This is a genomic window from Microbacterium shaanxiense, assembly GCF_054779995.1.
This window is the reverse complement of the sequence record NZ_BAAGXE010000005.1, coordinates 101,668-117,065: the sequence shown is the minus strand read 5'-3', so window position 1 is coordinate 117,065 and position 15,398 is coordinate 101,668. Positions and strand designations below refer to the sequence as shown.

The 15,398-nt window shown below is 68.1% G+C and carries 17 protein-coding genes; 9 read left to right on the top strand and 8 right to left on the bottom strand.

Annotated features, from left to right (window positions below; all coding sequences use genetic code 11):
- Positions 1-77: 77 nt before the first annotated feature.
- On the bottom strand, positions 78-779 hold the full coding sequence (locus ACYVG2_RS16885) for a metal-dependent transcriptional regulator (RefSeq protein WP_448967500.1): 702 nt from the start codon (positions 777-779) through the stop codon (positions 78-80).
- A 101-nt stretch (positions 780-880) separates the two neighbouring features.
- Here ACYVG2_RS16885 and serC point away from each other — a divergent pair, with 101 nt between their 5' ends.
- Positions 881-1,993: a phosphoserine transaminase gene (gene serC / locus ACYVG2_RS16880; protein WP_460782051.1), complete on the top strand. Its 1,113-nt coding sequence runs from the start codon at positions 881-883 to the stop codon at positions 1,991-1,993.
- A gap of 30 nt (positions 1,994-2,023) precedes the next feature.
- Here serC and ACYVG2_RS16875 read toward each other — a convergent pair whose 3' ends face one another.
- Positions 2,024-2,626: a DUF3027 domain-containing protein gene (locus ACYVG2_RS16875; RefSeq protein ID WP_460782050.1), complete on the bottom strand. Its 603-nt coding sequence runs from the start codon at positions 2,624-2,626 to the stop codon at positions 2,024-2,026.
- Positions 2,619-2,999, bottom strand: coding sequence for a cold-shock protein (locus tag ACYVG2_RS16870; protein ID WP_448967497.1), 381 nt, complete (start codon positions 2,997-2,999; stop codon positions 2,619-2,621). Before ACYVG2_RS16870 ends, ACYVG2_RS16875 begins: the two co-directional genes overlap by 8 nt.
- A 94-nt stretch (positions 3,000-3,093) precedes the next feature.
- On the opposite strand from ACYVG2_RS16870, the gene ACYVG2_RS16865 reads away from it, so the two are divergent.
- The 6 genes from ACYVG2_RS16865 to ACYVG2_RS16840 all read left to right on the top strand — a co-directional run bounded on the left by ACYVG2_RS16865 (position 3,094) and on the right by ACYVG2_RS16840 (position 9,699).
- Positions 3,094-3,369 carry a multidrug ABC transporter ATPase gene (locus ACYVG2_RS16865; protein WP_460782049.1) on the top strand — a complete coding sequence of 92 codons (276 nt, stop codon included), beginning with the start codon at positions 3,094-3,096 and terminating at the stop codon, positions 3,367-3,369.
- Positions 3,370-3,371: 2 nt separating this feature from the next.
- A complete protein-coding gene (locus tag ACYVG2_RS16860; RefSeq protein ID WP_460782048.1) occupies positions 3,372-5,138 on the top strand; it encodes a helicase-associated domain-containing protein in 1,767 nt (588 codons plus the stop codon).
- A gap of 27 nt (positions 5,139-5,165) precedes the next feature.
- Positions 5,166-6,809: a DNA repair helicase XPB gene (locus tag ACYVG2_RS16855; RefSeq protein WP_448967494.1), complete on the top strand. Its 1,644-nt coding sequence runs from the start codon at positions 5,166-5,168 to the stop codon at positions 6,807-6,809.
- Positions 6,810-6,882: 73 nt separating this feature from the next.
- Entirely contained in the window at positions 6,883-7,569 is a 687-nt protein-coding gene (locus tag ACYVG2_RS16850; RefSeq protein ID WP_033106665.1) for a response regulator transcription factor, read from the top strand.
- 18 nt (positions 7,570-7,587) lie between these two features.
- A complete protein-coding gene (locus ACYVG2_RS16845) occupies positions 7,588-9,300 on the top strand; it encodes a sensor histidine kinase (protein WP_460782047.1) in 1,713 nt (570 codons plus the stop codon).
- Between the two features lie 111 nt (positions 9,301-9,411).
- On the top strand, positions 9,412-9,699 hold the full coding sequence (locus tag ACYVG2_RS16840) for a WXG100 family type VII secretion target (RefSeq protein ID WP_448967492.1): 288 nt from the start codon (positions 9,412-9,414) through the stop codon (positions 9,697-9,699).
- 83 nt (positions 9,700-9,782) lie between these two features.
- Here ACYVG2_RS16840 and groL read toward each other — a convergent pair whose 3' ends face one another.
- The 4 genes from groL to ACYVG2_RS16820 all read right to left on the bottom strand — a co-directional run bounded on the left by groL (position 9,783) and on the right by ACYVG2_RS16820 (position 13,401).
- Complete coding sequence (groL, locus tag ACYVG2_RS16835; protein WP_259063833.1) at positions 9,783-11,402, bottom strand: chaperonin GroEL; 1,620 nt, start codon at positions 11,400-11,402, stop codon at positions 9,783-9,785.
- A gap of 111 nt (positions 11,403-11,513) precedes the next feature.
- Positions 11,514-12,089: a LytR C-terminal domain-containing protein gene (locus tag ACYVG2_RS16830; RefSeq protein ID WP_460782045.1), complete on the bottom strand. Its 576-nt coding sequence runs from the start codon at positions 12,087-12,089 to the stop codon at positions 11,514-11,516.
- Between the two features lie 51 nt (positions 12,090-12,140).
- Positions 12,141-12,398 carry a DUF3263 domain-containing protein gene (locus tag ACYVG2_RS16825; protein ID WP_448967490.1) on the bottom strand — a complete coding sequence of 86 codons (258 nt, stop codon included), beginning with the start codon at positions 12,396-12,398 and terminating at the stop codon, positions 12,141-12,143.
- A 10-nt stretch (positions 12,399-12,408) separates the two neighbouring features.
- On the bottom strand, positions 12,409-13,401 hold the full coding sequence (locus ACYVG2_RS16820; protein WP_460782044.1) for a DUF2332 family protein: 993 nt from the start codon (positions 13,399-13,401) through the stop codon (positions 12,409-12,411).
- Between the two features lie 84 nt (positions 13,402-13,485).
- On the opposite strand from ACYVG2_RS16820, the gene msrB reads away from it, so the two are divergent.
- Both msrB and ACYVG2_RS16810 read left to right on the top strand, forming a co-directional pair.
- On the top strand, positions 13,486-13,896 hold the full coding sequence (msrB, locus tag ACYVG2_RS16815; protein WP_460782043.1) for a peptide-methionine (R)-S-oxide reductase MsrB: 411 nt from the start codon (positions 13,486-13,488) through the stop codon (positions 13,894-13,896).
- Entirely contained in the window at positions 13,893-14,453 is a 561-nt protein-coding gene (locus ACYVG2_RS16810; protein WP_460782042.1) for a nitroreductase family protein, read from the top strand. Before msrB ends, ACYVG2_RS16810 begins: the two co-directional genes overlap by 4 nt.
- Here the strand turns inward: ACYVG2_RS16810 and ACYVG2_RS16805 are convergent, their stop codons facing one another.
- Positions 14,454-15,371, bottom strand: coding sequence for a DMT family transporter (locus ACYVG2_RS16805; RefSeq protein ID WP_448967793.1), 918 nt, complete (start codon positions 15,369-15,371; stop codon positions 14,454-14,456). It lies immediately after the preceding gene.
- Between the last annotated feature and the right edge of the window lie 27 nt (positions 15,372-15,398).

Genomic DNA, 15,398 nt, shown 5'->3' with positions numbered 1-15,398 from the left:
GGAAGATAACGATTCTGTCACCCTGAGACGCTGGCAATCCCCCGAAAGGCGCGTTCCGGCGTCGCAGCCGAGTCCTGTCAGGCCGGCTCGCCCACCAGGAAGATGTGCGAGGCGAGCTCGACGGGCAGCTCAAGGCCCTCGTCGATGCCGTCCATCTGGATCAGCACGTATCCCTCGCTGAAGCGGTAGTTGCCGCGCGCACCGGGCACGACGCCCGCATCGCGGAGCTGCTCGAGAAGCTCCGGATCGACCTGGGCGGGCTCGGCGAGACGCCGGACAGTGCCCTCGATCGGCTCGCCCGCCGCGGTGAGCCGCTTGACGAGACCGACGACCCCGTCGTCGAACGTACGGGCGGGGATGTCGCCCAGCTGGTCGAGACCGGGGATCGGGTTCCCGTAGGGCGACTCGGTGGGGTGCCCGAGAAGCTCGACGAGCCGGCGCTCCACCTGCTCGCTCATGACGTGCTCCCAGCGGCAGGCCTCTTCGTGCACGAATGCCCAGTCCAGCCCGATCACATCGGAGAGCAACCGCTCAGCGAGACGGTGCTTGCGCATCACGTCTACGGCCTTGCGGCGGCCTGCATCCGTGAGCTCGAGCGTGCGGTCCTCGGAGACCACGACGAGACCGTCGCGCTCCATGCGGCCGACGGTCTGCGAGACCGTGGGCCCCGAGTGACCGAGCCGCTCGGAGATCCGCGCGCGCAGCGGAACGATGTTCTCCTCTTCGAGTTCGAGGATGGTGCGGAGATACATCTCCGTCGTGTCGATCAAGTCCGTCATTAGGCCCTCCGGGTCTTCTTAGGCAAGCCTACATTCTCGCGTGGGCGTCGGAGCGGGTCACACGGAGAAACGGCGTCCGCTCGCGCCCCTAGAATCGACGCATGGCGATCGAGATTCCCCGTGACCTCCTGCCCGTAGACGGCCGCTTCGGCTGCGGCCCCTCGAAGGTGCGCGCAGCGCAGCTCGAGGCGCTGGTCACTTCGGGGGCCGGCATCCTGGGCACTTCGCATCGTCAGGCGCCGGTGAAGAACCTGGTCGGCAGCGTGCGCGAGCAGTTCGCGTCCCTGTTCCGCATTCCCGAGGGGTACGAGATCGTCCTCGGCAACGGCGGATCGACCGCGTTCTGGGATGCTGCGGCCTTCGGTCTCATCGAGCGGCGCAGCCAGAACCTCACATTCGGCGAGTTCGGCGGAAAGTTCGCCAAGGCCGCCGCCGCACCGTGGCTCGAAGCGCCCGACGTCCGCACTGCCGAACCCGGCTCTCTCGTCACCGCAGAGATCGTCGACGGTGTCGACGTGTACGCCTGGCCGCACAACGAGACCTCGACAGGTGTCGCCGCCTCGGTCGCCCGCGTTCACGCCGACGGCGCCCTCACCGTGATCGACGCGACCAGCGCCGCCGGTGGCATCGACATCGATGTGAGCGAGGCGGATGTCTACTACTTCGCGCCGCAGAAGAACCTCGGCTCCGACGGTGGGCTGTGGTTCGCCGTCATGTCGCCGGCCGCCATCGAGCGGATCGAGCGGATCGCCGCATCCGACCGGTACATCCCCGAGTTCCTGAGCCTGAAGAACGCCGTCGACAACTCACGTCTGAACCAGACGCTGAACACGCCGGCGCTGACGACCCTCCATCTGCTGGACAGCCAGCTCAAGTGGATCAACGAGAGCGGCGGTCTCTCCTGGGCCGGAGCGCGCACGGCGGAATCCTCGCAGGCGCTGTACGACTGGGCGGAGGCATCCTCCGTGGCGACGCCGTTCGTCACAGACCCGGCGCACCGATCCCCCGTCGTCGTGACGGTCGACTTCGACGAGACCGTCGACGCGGCGGCGATCGCGAAGACGCTGCGCTCGAACGGCATCGTCGACACCGAGCCGTACCGCAAGCTGGGACGCAATCAGCTGCGCGTGGCGACCTTCGTGTCGATCGAGCCCGACGACGTCCGTCAGCTCATCCGCTCGATCGACTACGTCCTGGCGAACACCGGAGCCTGATTCCGGCGCGGGGCCGGGTCACCCTGCGGCCTATTCCTCTTCGTCGGAATCGTCGTCGGAATCGTCGTCGTCGTCGGAATCGTCATCCGCGGCGGAATCGTCGAGCTCATCGATGTCGACGCCGTCGAGGTCGCCCGCATGCAGAGCGCGCGGCTCTGAGGCGTCATCATCGTCGTCTTCGTCATCGTCGTCGTCATCGAGATCGTCGTCGTCGACGACGTGATCGTCGAAGTCGTCCTCATCATCGGCGTCGTCGTCCGCATCTTCGACATCCGCCGTCTCGCCGCCCTCGGCAGCGGCTGCCGCCTGCTCGGCGAGTTCGACCTGGTGCGCGCGGTACTCCGCGAGGCGCTCGGCCCACGGCACCCACTCGGGCGCGAGGAGGGCGGCGTCGGTGGGCATCAGTTCCGCTTCGAGGACAGTCGGCTCCGCGTCGTCCACGCGAGCGACGGTGACGGTCCAGTACCAGCCGGGATATCCGGGCAGTCGGTTCTCGAAGCGCAGCGACACCGAACCGTCGTCTTCCACGAGGTAGCCGGCCGCGGGGCCGACGGTCGAGGCGGGAGTGATCTCGTGCAGCGCCGCGAGCGCGAGATCATGCGCGCCGATCAGGCGTGCGTCGGCATCAGGCATCGAGGTCCTCAGCGACCTTGCGCAGCATCGCGGCGATCTTGCGACCGTGGCTGGAGGACGGGTAACGACCACGACGGAGGTCACCGCCGATGCTGTCGAGGAGCTTCACGAGATCCTCGACGATGATCGCCATGTCATCGGCGGGCTTTCGCTTCGCCTTCGCGAGACTCACGGGTGCTTCGAGCACTCGCACTGACAGCGCCTGCAGACCGCGCTTGCCGTCGGCGACGCCGAATTCGACACGGGCTCCCTGCTTGACCGTCGCGCCTGCGGGCAGAGCGGAGGCGTGGAGGAAGACATCCTGGCCGTCATCGCTGGCGATGAAGCCGAAGCCCTTCTCGTCGTCGTAGAACCTGACCTTGCCGGTGGGCATGGAGAACCTCGCTGTGTGATGGTGCGGAAAAGAAGGCGCGCTCGTACGCGTCCACCCCCAGCCTACCGGTGTTGGAGGGACTAGGCTGAGACGGATGAGCACGCAGAATTCCGGACCGGACGTTCCCGTCCGCCGCCTGGATCGCATCCTCGCCTTCACGGCGCTGACGCTCGCCGCACTCTCCGTGATCTGCTTCTTCGCGATCATCATCGGCAGTGCCACCGGAATGACGCAGGCGTCGTTCTCCGAGGGCGTCTGGCCGGTCATCGTGGCGATCCCGCCGTACGGTCTGCCGATCGCGTTCGCGATGATCATCGCGCTGCTCGTGATGAGCTTCGTGAGGAAGGGACGCGCCGCAAAGCGCTCCTGACGATGAGCACGCATGCCCGCCCGCTCGCTGTGTGGTTGGCTGCTGCGAGCGATTCGCAGCTGTCCGCCCTCTTCGAGGCGCGCGGAGTGCGGCCCGATTCATCGTGGTCGGATTTCTTCGACGCCGCGGAGGAGCTGCTCGAGACGGCATCCATCGAGCGGATGCTGCCGCGACTGACTCTGCAGGAGGCGACGCAGCTGCACCGCGCGGTCGCACGCACGACGGACGGCGGCGAGGGATCCGTCGCCGGAGCCCCTGCAACGGAGGAGAGCGCCGCGCTGGTCGCGCTGGCGCTGCTGCGCCCGGACGGCACACCGTATCCGCCGGTCGTCGACGCCGTGAGCGCTCGCGAGCTTCCCGCGCTGCCCGCACCGGAGGATGCGGTGCCGGCCTCGGATATCGCGGAGGCGCACGCCGCTGAACGCGCATTCACCAGTGTCTCGGCGCTCGCAGATCTGCTCATGATGGCGAGGGAGACCCCACTGGCGCTCCTGACCAGCGGGAGCCTCGCCGCCGGCGAGAAGCGGCGACTGCTCGATGCCGGTCTTGCGCTCGACAACATCGACGCGCTCGTGGCACTCGCGGCGGATGCCGCGCTCGTGACCACGGCGCATCGGCTGCTCCGCCTCACCGCGCTCGGTGAGAGCTGGCTCCGACTCACGGCCCTCGAACGGTGGACCCGCCTGAGCGAGGCCTTCCGCGTCGCGCTCCCCCGCGGGCTGCGCAACGACTCCGGCGGGTGGCTGCCGGTGCGGTCGTGGGAGCACCAGCATCCGTGGGATCCGTCCTGGAGCGAGCGATCCGCCGCGCTCCGCGACCGCGCTCACCTGCTCGGTCTCATCGCCGAGCAGGACAGCGAGCCGACCTGGGCGGCGCCCATCCGCGAAGGGCGCCCCGCCGAGATCTCCGAACTGCAGCGGTTGCTCCCCGCCGAGGTCGACCGGATCTTCCTGCAGAACGATCTGTCCGCGATCGCCCCGGGTCCGCTCGCGCCGGCACTCGACGTGCGGTTGCGGGGCATCGCGGCACGCGAGTCCACTGCACAGGCCTCGTCCTACCGGTTCACGAGCGAGTCCGTCTCGCACGCGCTCGCCGCCGGGGAGACGGCAGCGTCCATCCTCGAGTTCCTCGAGCAGCTCTCGCTGACGGGGATACCCCAGCCGCTCGAGTACCTTGTCACGCAGACCGCCCAACGCCACGGACTCGTGCGCGTGTTCACCGATCCGCAGACGGAGCGCACGAGAGTCGCCAGCACCGATGTCACGCTGCTCGACGCGATGGGCGTCGATCAGTCGCTGCGCCCCCTCGGCCTGTCGCGCGATGCCTCCGGCCTGTCGTCGAGGGTGGGGCGGGACACCGTGTACTGGGCGCTGACCGATGCGCGCTACCCGGCCACGATCGTGGGCTCGGACGGGCGACCGCAGGTCGTCGACCGGAACCCCGCACCGCCGGCGGAGATGCACGAGCCGCCGTCGTACGACGCGCTCATCGCACGGCTCCGCGATCACCAGGGACCGGATGCGGATGCGGCGTGGCTCGACCGCGAACTCGAAGCGGCTGTGCGCACCAAGGCCGTGCTGGTCGTCGAGGTGGGCATGCCTGACGGCTCGACGCGCGAGTTCCTTCTCGAGGCCAGCGGACTCGGTGGTGGCCGGCTGCGCGGTCGGGATCGTGCCGCGGACGTCGAGCGCACGCTGCCCGTCAAGAGCATCCGTTCGGCGCGGGTGTTCGATCCGTCACCGCCCGCTCCGACGACGTCGAGCCCGTGACACCCGAGCGCGGTAGACTGGTCAGCTATGTCTGATGGCCCACTGATCGTCCAGAGCGACCGCACCGTTCTGCTCGAAGTCGCGCATGCGGATGCGGAGAGCGCCCGGCACGAACTGGCGATCTTCGCCGAGTTGGAACGCGCCCCCGAGCACATCCACACCTACCGGATCACCCGCCTCGGCCTGTGGAACGCCCGCGCCGCCGGCCACACCGCGGAAGACATGCTCGAGACGCTCGATCGCTGGTCGCGCTTCCCCGTGCCGCCGTCGGTATCGGTCGATCTGCGCGAGACCGTGAACCGATACGGCCGCCTGGTGATCGAACGCGACGACGAGGGCGTGCTGATCCTCAGTTCGAACGATCCTGCGGTGCTCGCCCAGGTCGCGAACAACAAGCGCATCCAGCCGCTGCTGATCGGCCACCCCGCTCCCGATCGCTACGCGGTCGACGCATGGGCACGCGGCCAGATCAAGCAGGAACTGCTGAAGATCGGCTGGCCGGCGGAGGATCTCGCCGGCTACACGCCCGGGACCCCGTACGACATCGACCTCGCCGAGGACGGATGGCGGGTGCGCCCGTACCAGCAGGATGCGGTCGATGCGTTCTCGAAGGACGGCTCCGGCGTGGTGGTTCTGCCGTGCGGCGCCGGCAAGACGATCGTCGGCGCCGGCGCCATGGCCGCGACCAAGACGACGACCCTCATCCTCGTCACCAACACCGTCTCGGCCAGGCAGTGGCGCGATGAGCTGATCAAGCGGACCAGCCTGACGGCAGACGAGATCGGCGAGTACTCCGGTCAGGTCAAAGAGGTCAAGCCGGTCACGATCGCGACCTATCAGATCCTCACCGCGAAGCGGAAGGGCGAGTACGCGCACCTCGCGCTGCTGGATGCCCTGGACTGGGGCCTGATCGTGTACGACGAGGTGCACCTTCTGCCAGCGCCCGTGTTCAAGCTCACCGCCGACCTCCAGGCGCGGCGCCGCATCGGGCTCACCGCCACGCTCGTGCGCGAGGACGGCCGCGAGGGCGACGTGTTCAGCCTGATCGGCCCCAAGCGCTTCGACGCACCCTGGAAGCAGATCGAGGCGCAGGGCTTCATCTCCCCCGCCGCCTGCTACGAGGTGCGCGTCGACCTTCCCGCCTACGACCGTCTCGAGTACGCGGCGGCCACCGATGAGGATCGCTACCGTCTCGCGGCATCCGCTCCGGCGAAGATCGACGCCGTTCGGGAGCTGATCGCGAAGCATCCGGGCGAGCGCATCCTCGTGATCGGCCAGTACCTCGACCAGCTCGAGACGCTGTCCGAATCGCTGAATGCGCCGCAGATCACCGGTGCGACGCCCGTGGATGAGAGAGAAGAGCTGTATCGCCAGTTCCGCGAGGGCGAGATCGAACTGCTCGTGGTGTCGAAGGTCGCGAACTTCTCGATCGATCTGCCTGAGGCATCGGTCGCCATCCAGGTGTCCGGCTCGTTCGGCTCACGCCAGGAAGAGGCCCAGCGCCTGGGCCGGCTGCTGCGCCCGAAGGAATCCGGTCATACGGCCAGCTTCTACACGCTCATCGCGCGCGACACGGTCGACCAGGACTACGCCCAGAACCGCCAGCGCTTCCTCGCCGAGCAGGGCTACAGCTACACGATCCTCGACGCGGACGCTCTCGCGGCGGCCTGATCGTCGGGCCGGCTGATCCGCCGATCCGACGGATATCCAGCCACTGCATCAGCGAAGTCACCATAATGGGGACATGACTGATGCGCGCATCCTGGTCGTCGACGACGAGCCGAACATCCGCGACCTGCTCTCCACGGGTCTCAGCTTCGCCGGATTTCAGGTGAAGACGGTCGCCAACGGCGCCGCCACGATCTCCGCAGTGCTCGAGGAGGAACCCGACCTCATCATCCTCGATGTGATGCTTCCCGACATGAACGGGTTCAGCGTGACCAAGCGCCTTCGCGGCGCCGGATTCACCGCGCCGATCCTCTTCCTCACGGCGAAGGACGACACCCAGGACAAGATCGAGGGCCTCAACGCCGGAGGCGACGACTACGTCACCAAGCCGTTCGCGCTCGACGAGATCGTCGCCCGCGCGCAGGCCATCCTCCGCCGCACCATGCAGGCGGATGAGGAGTCGATCATCCGTGCCGGCGAGCTGTCGATGGATCAGGACACCCACGACGTGTTCGTCGGCAAGGAGCCGATCGAGCTCAGCCCGACCGAGTTCAAGCTGCTGCGCTACCTCATGCTCAACCCGAACCGCGTCCTGTCGAAGGCGCAGATCCTCGACCACGTGTGGGAGTACGACTTCAACGGCGATGCGGGCATCGTGGAGAGCTACATCTCGTACCTGCGCCGGAAGATCGACCCGCACACCGAAGAGTCCGTCATCCAGACCAAGCGCGGCTTCGGCTACATGCTGAAGGTGGGGAAATAACCCTCGAAAGGGAGCCTCATGGGGCACAAGCCTGACGCGGTCACCGGCTGGTGGCGGCAGATCAGCCTCCGCGCCAAGGTCACCGGTGTCACGGTCGCCGTGCTCGCGCTGGGTCTCGTGGTCGCCGGGATAGGCACGGTTCCGCTGCTGCGCAACTCCCTGATCAGCAACATCGACGCGCAGTTGCCGTCTCTGGTCACGAGCGACCTGGCCAGCCGCTGGTTCAACGTGGAGCTCGTCGACGGCGCCCTCGACCTCTCGCCATCGGAGAACGCCCCTCGCTCATCCGACTACTACTTCTCGATCTACTCCGCTGACGGCACGCGACTCGCCGAGGCCGGCGGCACGGCGGATTCCGAGCGGCCGGTGTTCCCGGAGACGATGACCATCGCTCAGGCGCATGCGCAGGAGGAGGAGACCGGGATCCCGCTGCAGGGCGAGGACGGCGGAGCCTTCCACGGTGCTGTCGTGGTCAGCGACGGGCCGGCCGGCACGCTCTACGTGCAGTACGTCGCGCTCCCGCTGGAAGAGGCCGACAGCATCATCGCCACCTACTTCGGTGTGTACACCACCGTCGCACTGGTGACGATCCTGATCGCGGCACTCCTGATCCGCGGTCTGGTCACCCTCACGTTCCGTCGTCTCGGCCAGGTCGAGTCGACGGCCATGCTCATCGCTTCGGGCGATTTCAGCCAGCGCCTGACCGATCTCGAACCCAGCACCGAGGTCGGACGCCTCAACTTCGCGATCAACACCATGCTCGAACGCATCGACCAGTCGATCGCCCAGCGCGACCGCACGGTGCAGCACATGCGTCGCTTCATCGGCGACGCGAGCCACGAGCTGCGCACCCCGCTCGTGAGCGTCCGCGGCTACGCGGAGCTCTACCGGATGGGCGCGATCCGTGGCGAGGAGGACACCGCCAGGGCGATGGAGCGCATCGAGAAGGAGGCGATCCGGATGGGTGTGCTCGTGGAGGATCTGCTCGCCCTCGCCCGCCTCGACGAGGAGCGCGAGCCCGAGATCGCGCCGCTCGATCTGCGCCCGGTCGCCAGGGACGCCGCTCTCGATCTCCGTGCGGCCGCACCCGGCCGCACGATCACGGTCATCGACAGGACCGCGGATGCCGTGGCCGTGGCGCCGCAACCGGCGCAGTCCCCGCATCCGACGACGACCACGACCGCGACCGGCCGCACCCGCACCGGGGCACTCGCGCGACTGCGGCGCCGTCCGCGCAACGCCGAGCCGGAGCGGCCGGAGATCGACTTCACTGAGGCCAGGGACACACCGGTGCGGACACCGCCGATCATCCTCGGCGAGGAGAACAAGGTGCGCCAGGTCGTCGCGAATCTGCTCGGCAACGCCCGCCGGTTCTCGAAGGAGGACAGTCCGATCGAACTCGTCGTCGACTCCGACCGCGCCGCCGGTACCGGCAGCATCGCGATCGTCGACCACGGCGAGGGCATCCCGCCGCAGATCCGCGAGCAGATCTTCGAACGCTTCTGGCGCGCCGACACCTCGCGCGCACGCGAGACCGGCGGATCGGGACTCGGCCTCGCGATCGTCGCATCCATCGTGTCCGCCCTGCACGGGACGGTTCGCGTCGATGAGACTCGGGGCGGCGGAGCAACGTTCACCGTGACATTCCCGCTCGCTCCGGCGCATGCGACGCCCGAGCATCTGCTGGAGGACACGCAGCCGCTCGAGCGCCTCGACCTCGACTCGATCTGACTGCTTCTGCACTGCGGGGCCATCGGCGCGATCCTCCACCGATGCGGCTTTCCGCCCCCTCGACGGCGCTCTCGTCCTCGTAGTGTCGGGGCTCCGATGAGAGGAGTTCCCATGTCCGTCTACACCGTCGACACCGACGCGGTCTTCGCCGCCACAGGTGCCACCCGCGCAACCATGGAGAGGCTGCGCAGTGAATCGCTCGCGCTGAAGGGGCAGCTCACGCAGCTGCAGTCGTCGTGGACCGGTGCGGCATCCGTCGCGTTCCAGGGGTGCAGCGATCAGTGGAGCGCGGCTCAACTGCACGTCGAACAGGTGCTGGAGTCGATCAGCGCGGCCCTCGGGTCTGCGGCGACGCAGTACTCGGACGCCGATCAGTACTCGGCGAGCCTGTTCCGCTGACCCTGAGCCGTTCCATCGCCCCCCATGGAACGCAGGAACGCCCCGGCCGAGGCCGGGGCGTTCCTGTCATGTCGGGGCCTGGATCAGAAGTCCATGCCACCCGTCGGGTCGCCTGCCGGAGCAGCGGCCTTCTCGGGCTTGTCGGCGACGACGACCTCGGTTGTGAGGAAGAGGCCGGCGATCGATGCTGCGTTCTGCAGAGCCGAGCGCGTGACCTTGGCCGGGTCGATGATGCCGGCCGCGAACATCTCCACATACTCACCGGTCGCGGCGTTGAGGCCGTGACCGCTGGTCAGCTCGGAGACCTTGTGAGCGACGACACCGGGCTCGAGACCGGCGTTGAGCGCGATCTGCTTGAGCGGAGCCGAGATGGCGACGCGAACGATGTTCGCACCGGTCGCCTCGTCACCCGTGAGCTCAAGAGCGTCAAGAGCCTTCGTGCCGGCCTGGATGAGTGCGACTCCACCACCGGGGACGATGCCCTCTTCGACGGCTGCCTTCGCGTTGCGAACGGCGTCCTCGATGCGGTGCTTGCGCTCCTTGAGCTCGACCTCGGTCGCTGCACCCGCCTTGATGACGGCGACGCCACCGGCGAGCTTGGCGAGACGCTCCTGGAGCTTCTCACGGTCGTAGTCGCTGTCGGTGTTCTCGATCTCGCGGCGGATCTGGGTCACGCGACCCTCGATCTGGTCGGTCTCGCCAGCACCCTCGACGATCGTCGTCTCGTCCTTGGTGATGATGACCTTGCGTGCGCGGCCGAGAAGGTCGAGCGTGGTGTTCTCGAGCTTGAGACCGACCTCTTCGGTGATGACCTGACCACCGGTGAGGATCGCGATGTCCTGCAGCTGAGCCTTGCGACGGTCGCCGAAGCCGGGAGCCTTGACGGCAGCCGACTTGAAGATGCCGCGGATCTTGTTCAGCACGAGAGTCGCAAGGGCTTCGCCCTCGACGTCCTCGGCGATGATGACAAGCTCCTTGCCGTCCTGGATAACCTTGTCGACGACGGGGAGAAGATCCTTGATGTTCGAGATCTTCGAGTTCGCGATGAGGATGTAGGGCTCCTCGAACACGGCCTCCTGGCGGTCTGCGTCCGTCACGAAGTACGGGTTCAGGTAGCCCTTGTCGAAGCGCATGCCCTCGGTGAGCTCGAGCTCGGTGCCGAAGGTCTGCGACTCCTCGACGGTGACGACGCCTTCCTTGCCGACCTTGTCGATCGCCTCGGCGATGAGCTCGCCGATCTCGGTGTCGGCGGCGGAGATGGATGCCGTGGCGGCGATCTGCTCCTTGGAGTCGATCTCCTTCGCGCTGGCGAGCAGCTCGGCCGTGATGGCTGCGACGGCCTTCTCGATGCCGCGCTTGAGCGAGATCGGGTCGGCGCCGGCTGCGACGTTGCGCAGGCCCTCGCGGACGAGCGCCTGAGCGAGGACGGTCGCGGTGGTGGTTCCGTCACCCGCGACGTCGTCGGTCTTCTTGGCGACCTCCTTGACGAGCTCCGCGCCGATCTTCTCGTACGGGTCGTCCAGCTCGATCTCCTTGGCGATCGAGACACCGTCGTTCGTGATCGTGGGGGCGCCCCACTTCTTCTCGAGCACGACGTTGCGACCGCGCGGGCCGAGGGTCACCTTGACAGCGTCGGCGAGGATGTTCAAGCCACGCTCGAGGCCGCGGCGGGCCTCCTCATCGAAAGCGATGATCTTTGCCATGAGTTTTGTCGTCCCTCCTGGACGTAGACGTTCTGATTAGCACTCAGGGTATGCGAGTGCTAACGCCCATTCTGGCACTCGACCCCATCGAGTGCAAGCCGCGGCCGACGTCTATTCGGCGGGAGGCTCTTCGGACTCGGGCGCGACGGTCGCACGATCGGTTCCGATGACGATCACGAGCTGCTTCTGGTCGGGATTGTTCGGGTCGGCATAGAAATCGTCCTGCACGACCTCCGCCCCTCCGATGACATCCGCGAGACCGATCGCGGCGAGTTCATCCGCCTCGGACACGTAGTAGACCGTGGTGTCGGCGAAATCCTGCGAGCCGGCCGGCCCGTAGCTCACCGAATCCGCAGACCATCCGCTGTTGACGATCGTCTCCTGGAGCTGCACGTCCAGATTCTCCTCACCCGAGGCGTTGAGCACGAGCACGCTGTAGGTCGTGTCGACGACGCCGGTGACCTCAGGGGTCGGCACGGCGGTCGGCTCCGCCGTGGGGAAGAGGTTGATGCGGCCCATCAGCACGAGGGCGACGAAGATGCCGATGACGATGAGGACGAGCGCGGCGACGAACGACCACAGCAGCACGATCCAGCCGTTCATCCCCGGGGCTTCGGCGCGATGCGCTCCCACACGCCCTGAGGAGGGCGCAACGTCATCGAATCGATCTCTCACGGATTTGGACACCCGACGATGCTATCTGCCCGTCGCCGAGAATCCACCCACAGGAGATGCCTGTCAGCCGGCGAATCCGCGCATCCTGGCCACGCGCTGATCGGTCCTGTTCTCGCGCAGGCGGCGCAGACGCCTCACCAGGAGCGGGTCGTGCTCGAGAGCCTGCTCGGTGTCGATGAGGCGACCGAGCAACTGGTAGTAGCGGGCAGGGCTCATGCCGAGAGTGCTGCGGATCGCCTCCTCCTTGGACCCGCCGTGGCGCGGCCAGCGCGCTTCGAGCGCGAGGATCGCGCGGTCGCGATCAGTGAGGTCTCCGAGCATGCCCCCCAGGCTAAGCGCGAACATCTCCCGCGCCGGCGCGCCACTCCCACCATCGCCCCAATGGATCCGCAGCCGCTCGCACGTCACCGTCGAGCGCGACGACGAACCCCGGCCACGTATCGGGGTCGAGCGCAGGCTGCCAGGCGTCGTGCAGCGATGGCGCGTCGATCGTGATCCAGCGGGCAGGAAGCGCCCGCACCTGTGCGATGAGCGCCTGCCGCGCCGCCCAGGGGATGTGGGCGAGCACTCCCGGGGTCGTGATCACGAGCGTGGCATCCACTGGCGCGGATGCGGCGACCGACGCGATGCGGTCGCGGGCGTCACCGCGCACGATCATCGGCGGCTCTGCGGCTGCGACATCGAGGGCGGCGGCGATGCGCTCCTCCCGCCCCGACTCCCCCGGCCAGACCAGACCCTGCAGCCACGCGCGATCACGCGGATCCCGCGCGTCGAGCGGGTCCAGGTCGATACCCGCACGCCAGACGACGTGCGGCATCCGCACCGGCGGCATCTCGCCGCGGACCTCGCTCGACAGGACGACTTCCGACACCCCGTCGTCCGGATCGAGAGCCGCCCGCAGCTCTCCCTCCGCATCCACGAAACGGTACGAATAGCGATCGGGGTACAGGCACAGCCCGGCGGATGCCCCGATCTCCAGCAGCGCCACGGGACCGTCGATCTCCGAGAGCACGGGCAGCAGCGGTGCGAGTCGCAACGGCTCGTTGGTCTGCACCCGGCGTGCCCCGCACTCGGCGACGATCTCGTCGGCGTGGGCGAGGAGGAAGCGGCGCCATTGATCGAACCTGGCGAGGGGCGCCCCCAGCATCCGCGTCACGGCGAACACGAGCGGAGGCTGCCGATGCGTCGCAGGGATCCGTGCGAGCACCGCCTGCACGTCGGCGTCGCCCTCGACGCCGCGCGCCCACTCCTCGTAGAGGGCGGAGCGCCCAGGAGCCTCGTCAAGGGCGAAGCGCCCGTAGCGTTCGCGCACAGCATCCGTCATGTCCTCATTCTCGCGCCGGCGACCATCGGATGCGACGCCGGTGGTGCGCAGGAGGGGCAGAATGGAAGTGACCCAGGAGGCACCATGGATTACAGCGTGAAGAAGACCGAGGACGAGTGGCGCGCGGAGCTCGGCGAAGAGCAGTACGCGGTGCTGCGCCAATCCGCCACCGAGCGTGCGTGGACCGGTGAGCTGCTCGACGAGACGCGTGCGGGTCTCTACACGTGCGGCGCCTGCGGCGTCGAGCTGTTCAAGAGCGGCACGAAGTTCGATTCCGGATGCGGATGGCCGAGCTTCTACGAGTCGATCCGCCCCGACGCCGTGCAGCTCATCGAGGACAACACCCTCGGCATGCAGCGCACGGAGGTGCGCTGCGCGAACTGCGGTTCGCACCTCGGGCATGTCTTCCCTGACGGGTTCGGCACCCCCACCGGAGATCGCTACTGCATGAACTCCCTCGCGCTGAACTTCACCCCCGGCGACACCGACGCGTGAGCGCACTCGATGCCGTGAGGGCGCGGCATTCCTGGTCCAAGGTCACGGATGCCGCGCCGACCCGCGAGGAACTGCTGACACTGATCACGGCCGCCGGTCGCGTCGCCGACCATTCCTCGCTGCGTCCGTGGCGCCTGATCGAGCTGCGCGGCGATGACAGGGTGACGCTCGGGAAGGCGCTGGCCAAGGCCGAGGGCGACAAGAGCCCCTCCTCCAAGCCGCTGCGCGCTCCCCTGCTGATCGCCGTCGTGGCGAGCTACCGTTCACGAAGCAAGGTGCCGCGCTGGGAGCAGGAGGCCGTCGCCTCCGGCGTCGCGCACACCCTGAGTCTGCTGCTCGACGAGGCCGATTGGGGAGTCTTCTGGCGCACGGGCGAGTACACCCGATCCAAGGCGGTCGCGAAGGCGCACGAACTGCGCAAGAACGAGGAGCTCCTGGGGTGGCTCTACGTCGGGGGCAAGCCTGCGGGCAAGAAGCCGGGGCGCCGCAGGAGCGTCGATGCCGAAGCGATGCTGACCGCGATGCCGAAGAAGAAGTCGAAGAAGTCGAAGAAGTAGTCAGCGACGACGCCGACGCCGCCACGGCAGCGCCACCACGACGGAGGCCACGGCCACCGCGATCATCAGCGCGAGCTGCCAGTGCGCCGGCCCGGATGCCGGCGGCCACAGCACGTCGATGATCACCGACGCGGTCAACTGGCCGAGCACCGAGCCGAGCCCGAGCAGCAGCACCCCGGTGTGCGCGACGATCGCCGCTCCGAGCAGGATGTAGGCGAAGCCGAGCAGCCCGCCGAGATACAGCCACGGCTCGAGCGGCAGCGCGTCCGGCATCCCTCGCACCGCGACGCTGACGGCGGCCGCGACGATGAGCACAGCGGTGCCGGCGAGGAAGCTCATCAGCGTCGCCGTCATCGGAGAGCCCACACGCTGGGCGAGGCGCCCGTTCGCCGCCGACTGCCATGCGATGCCGACACCGGCGGCGAACGGGAGCAGCAGCAGCCACAGCGGCGTGCTCGCGATCACGTCTCCGCTGAGCGACACGCCCACCGCCGCGAGTGCGAACACACCGCCGAGCACACGCCCGGGGGTCACGGCCACGACTCCGGCCGGCCCGAATCCGATCCGATCCAGCACGAGGCCGTGCACGGTCTGACCGGCGACGACGCCCACCGTGAACAGCGAGACGCCCAGCACGCCCGCGGTCACGCCCTGCGTCGACACCGTGAGCGCTCCGCAGGCGCCGCCGAGAAGCATCCAGTTGGGAATGGTGCGGGAGCGGACACCTCGCCAGAGGCGTCCGGCGCCTGCGCGCGCCGAGGGCAGCGCGACGGTGACGACGATGAGGGCGACGAGCCCCGCACCGAACGAGACGAGTCCGGCGACGATGCCGTCGTCGATGCGCACGCCGAGCACTCCGTTGATGCGCGCCTGGATCGCCGTCATCGCGCCGATCGCGACGGCACCGCCGAGCGCCAACGGCGCGGGAAGGCTTCGGGTCACGGT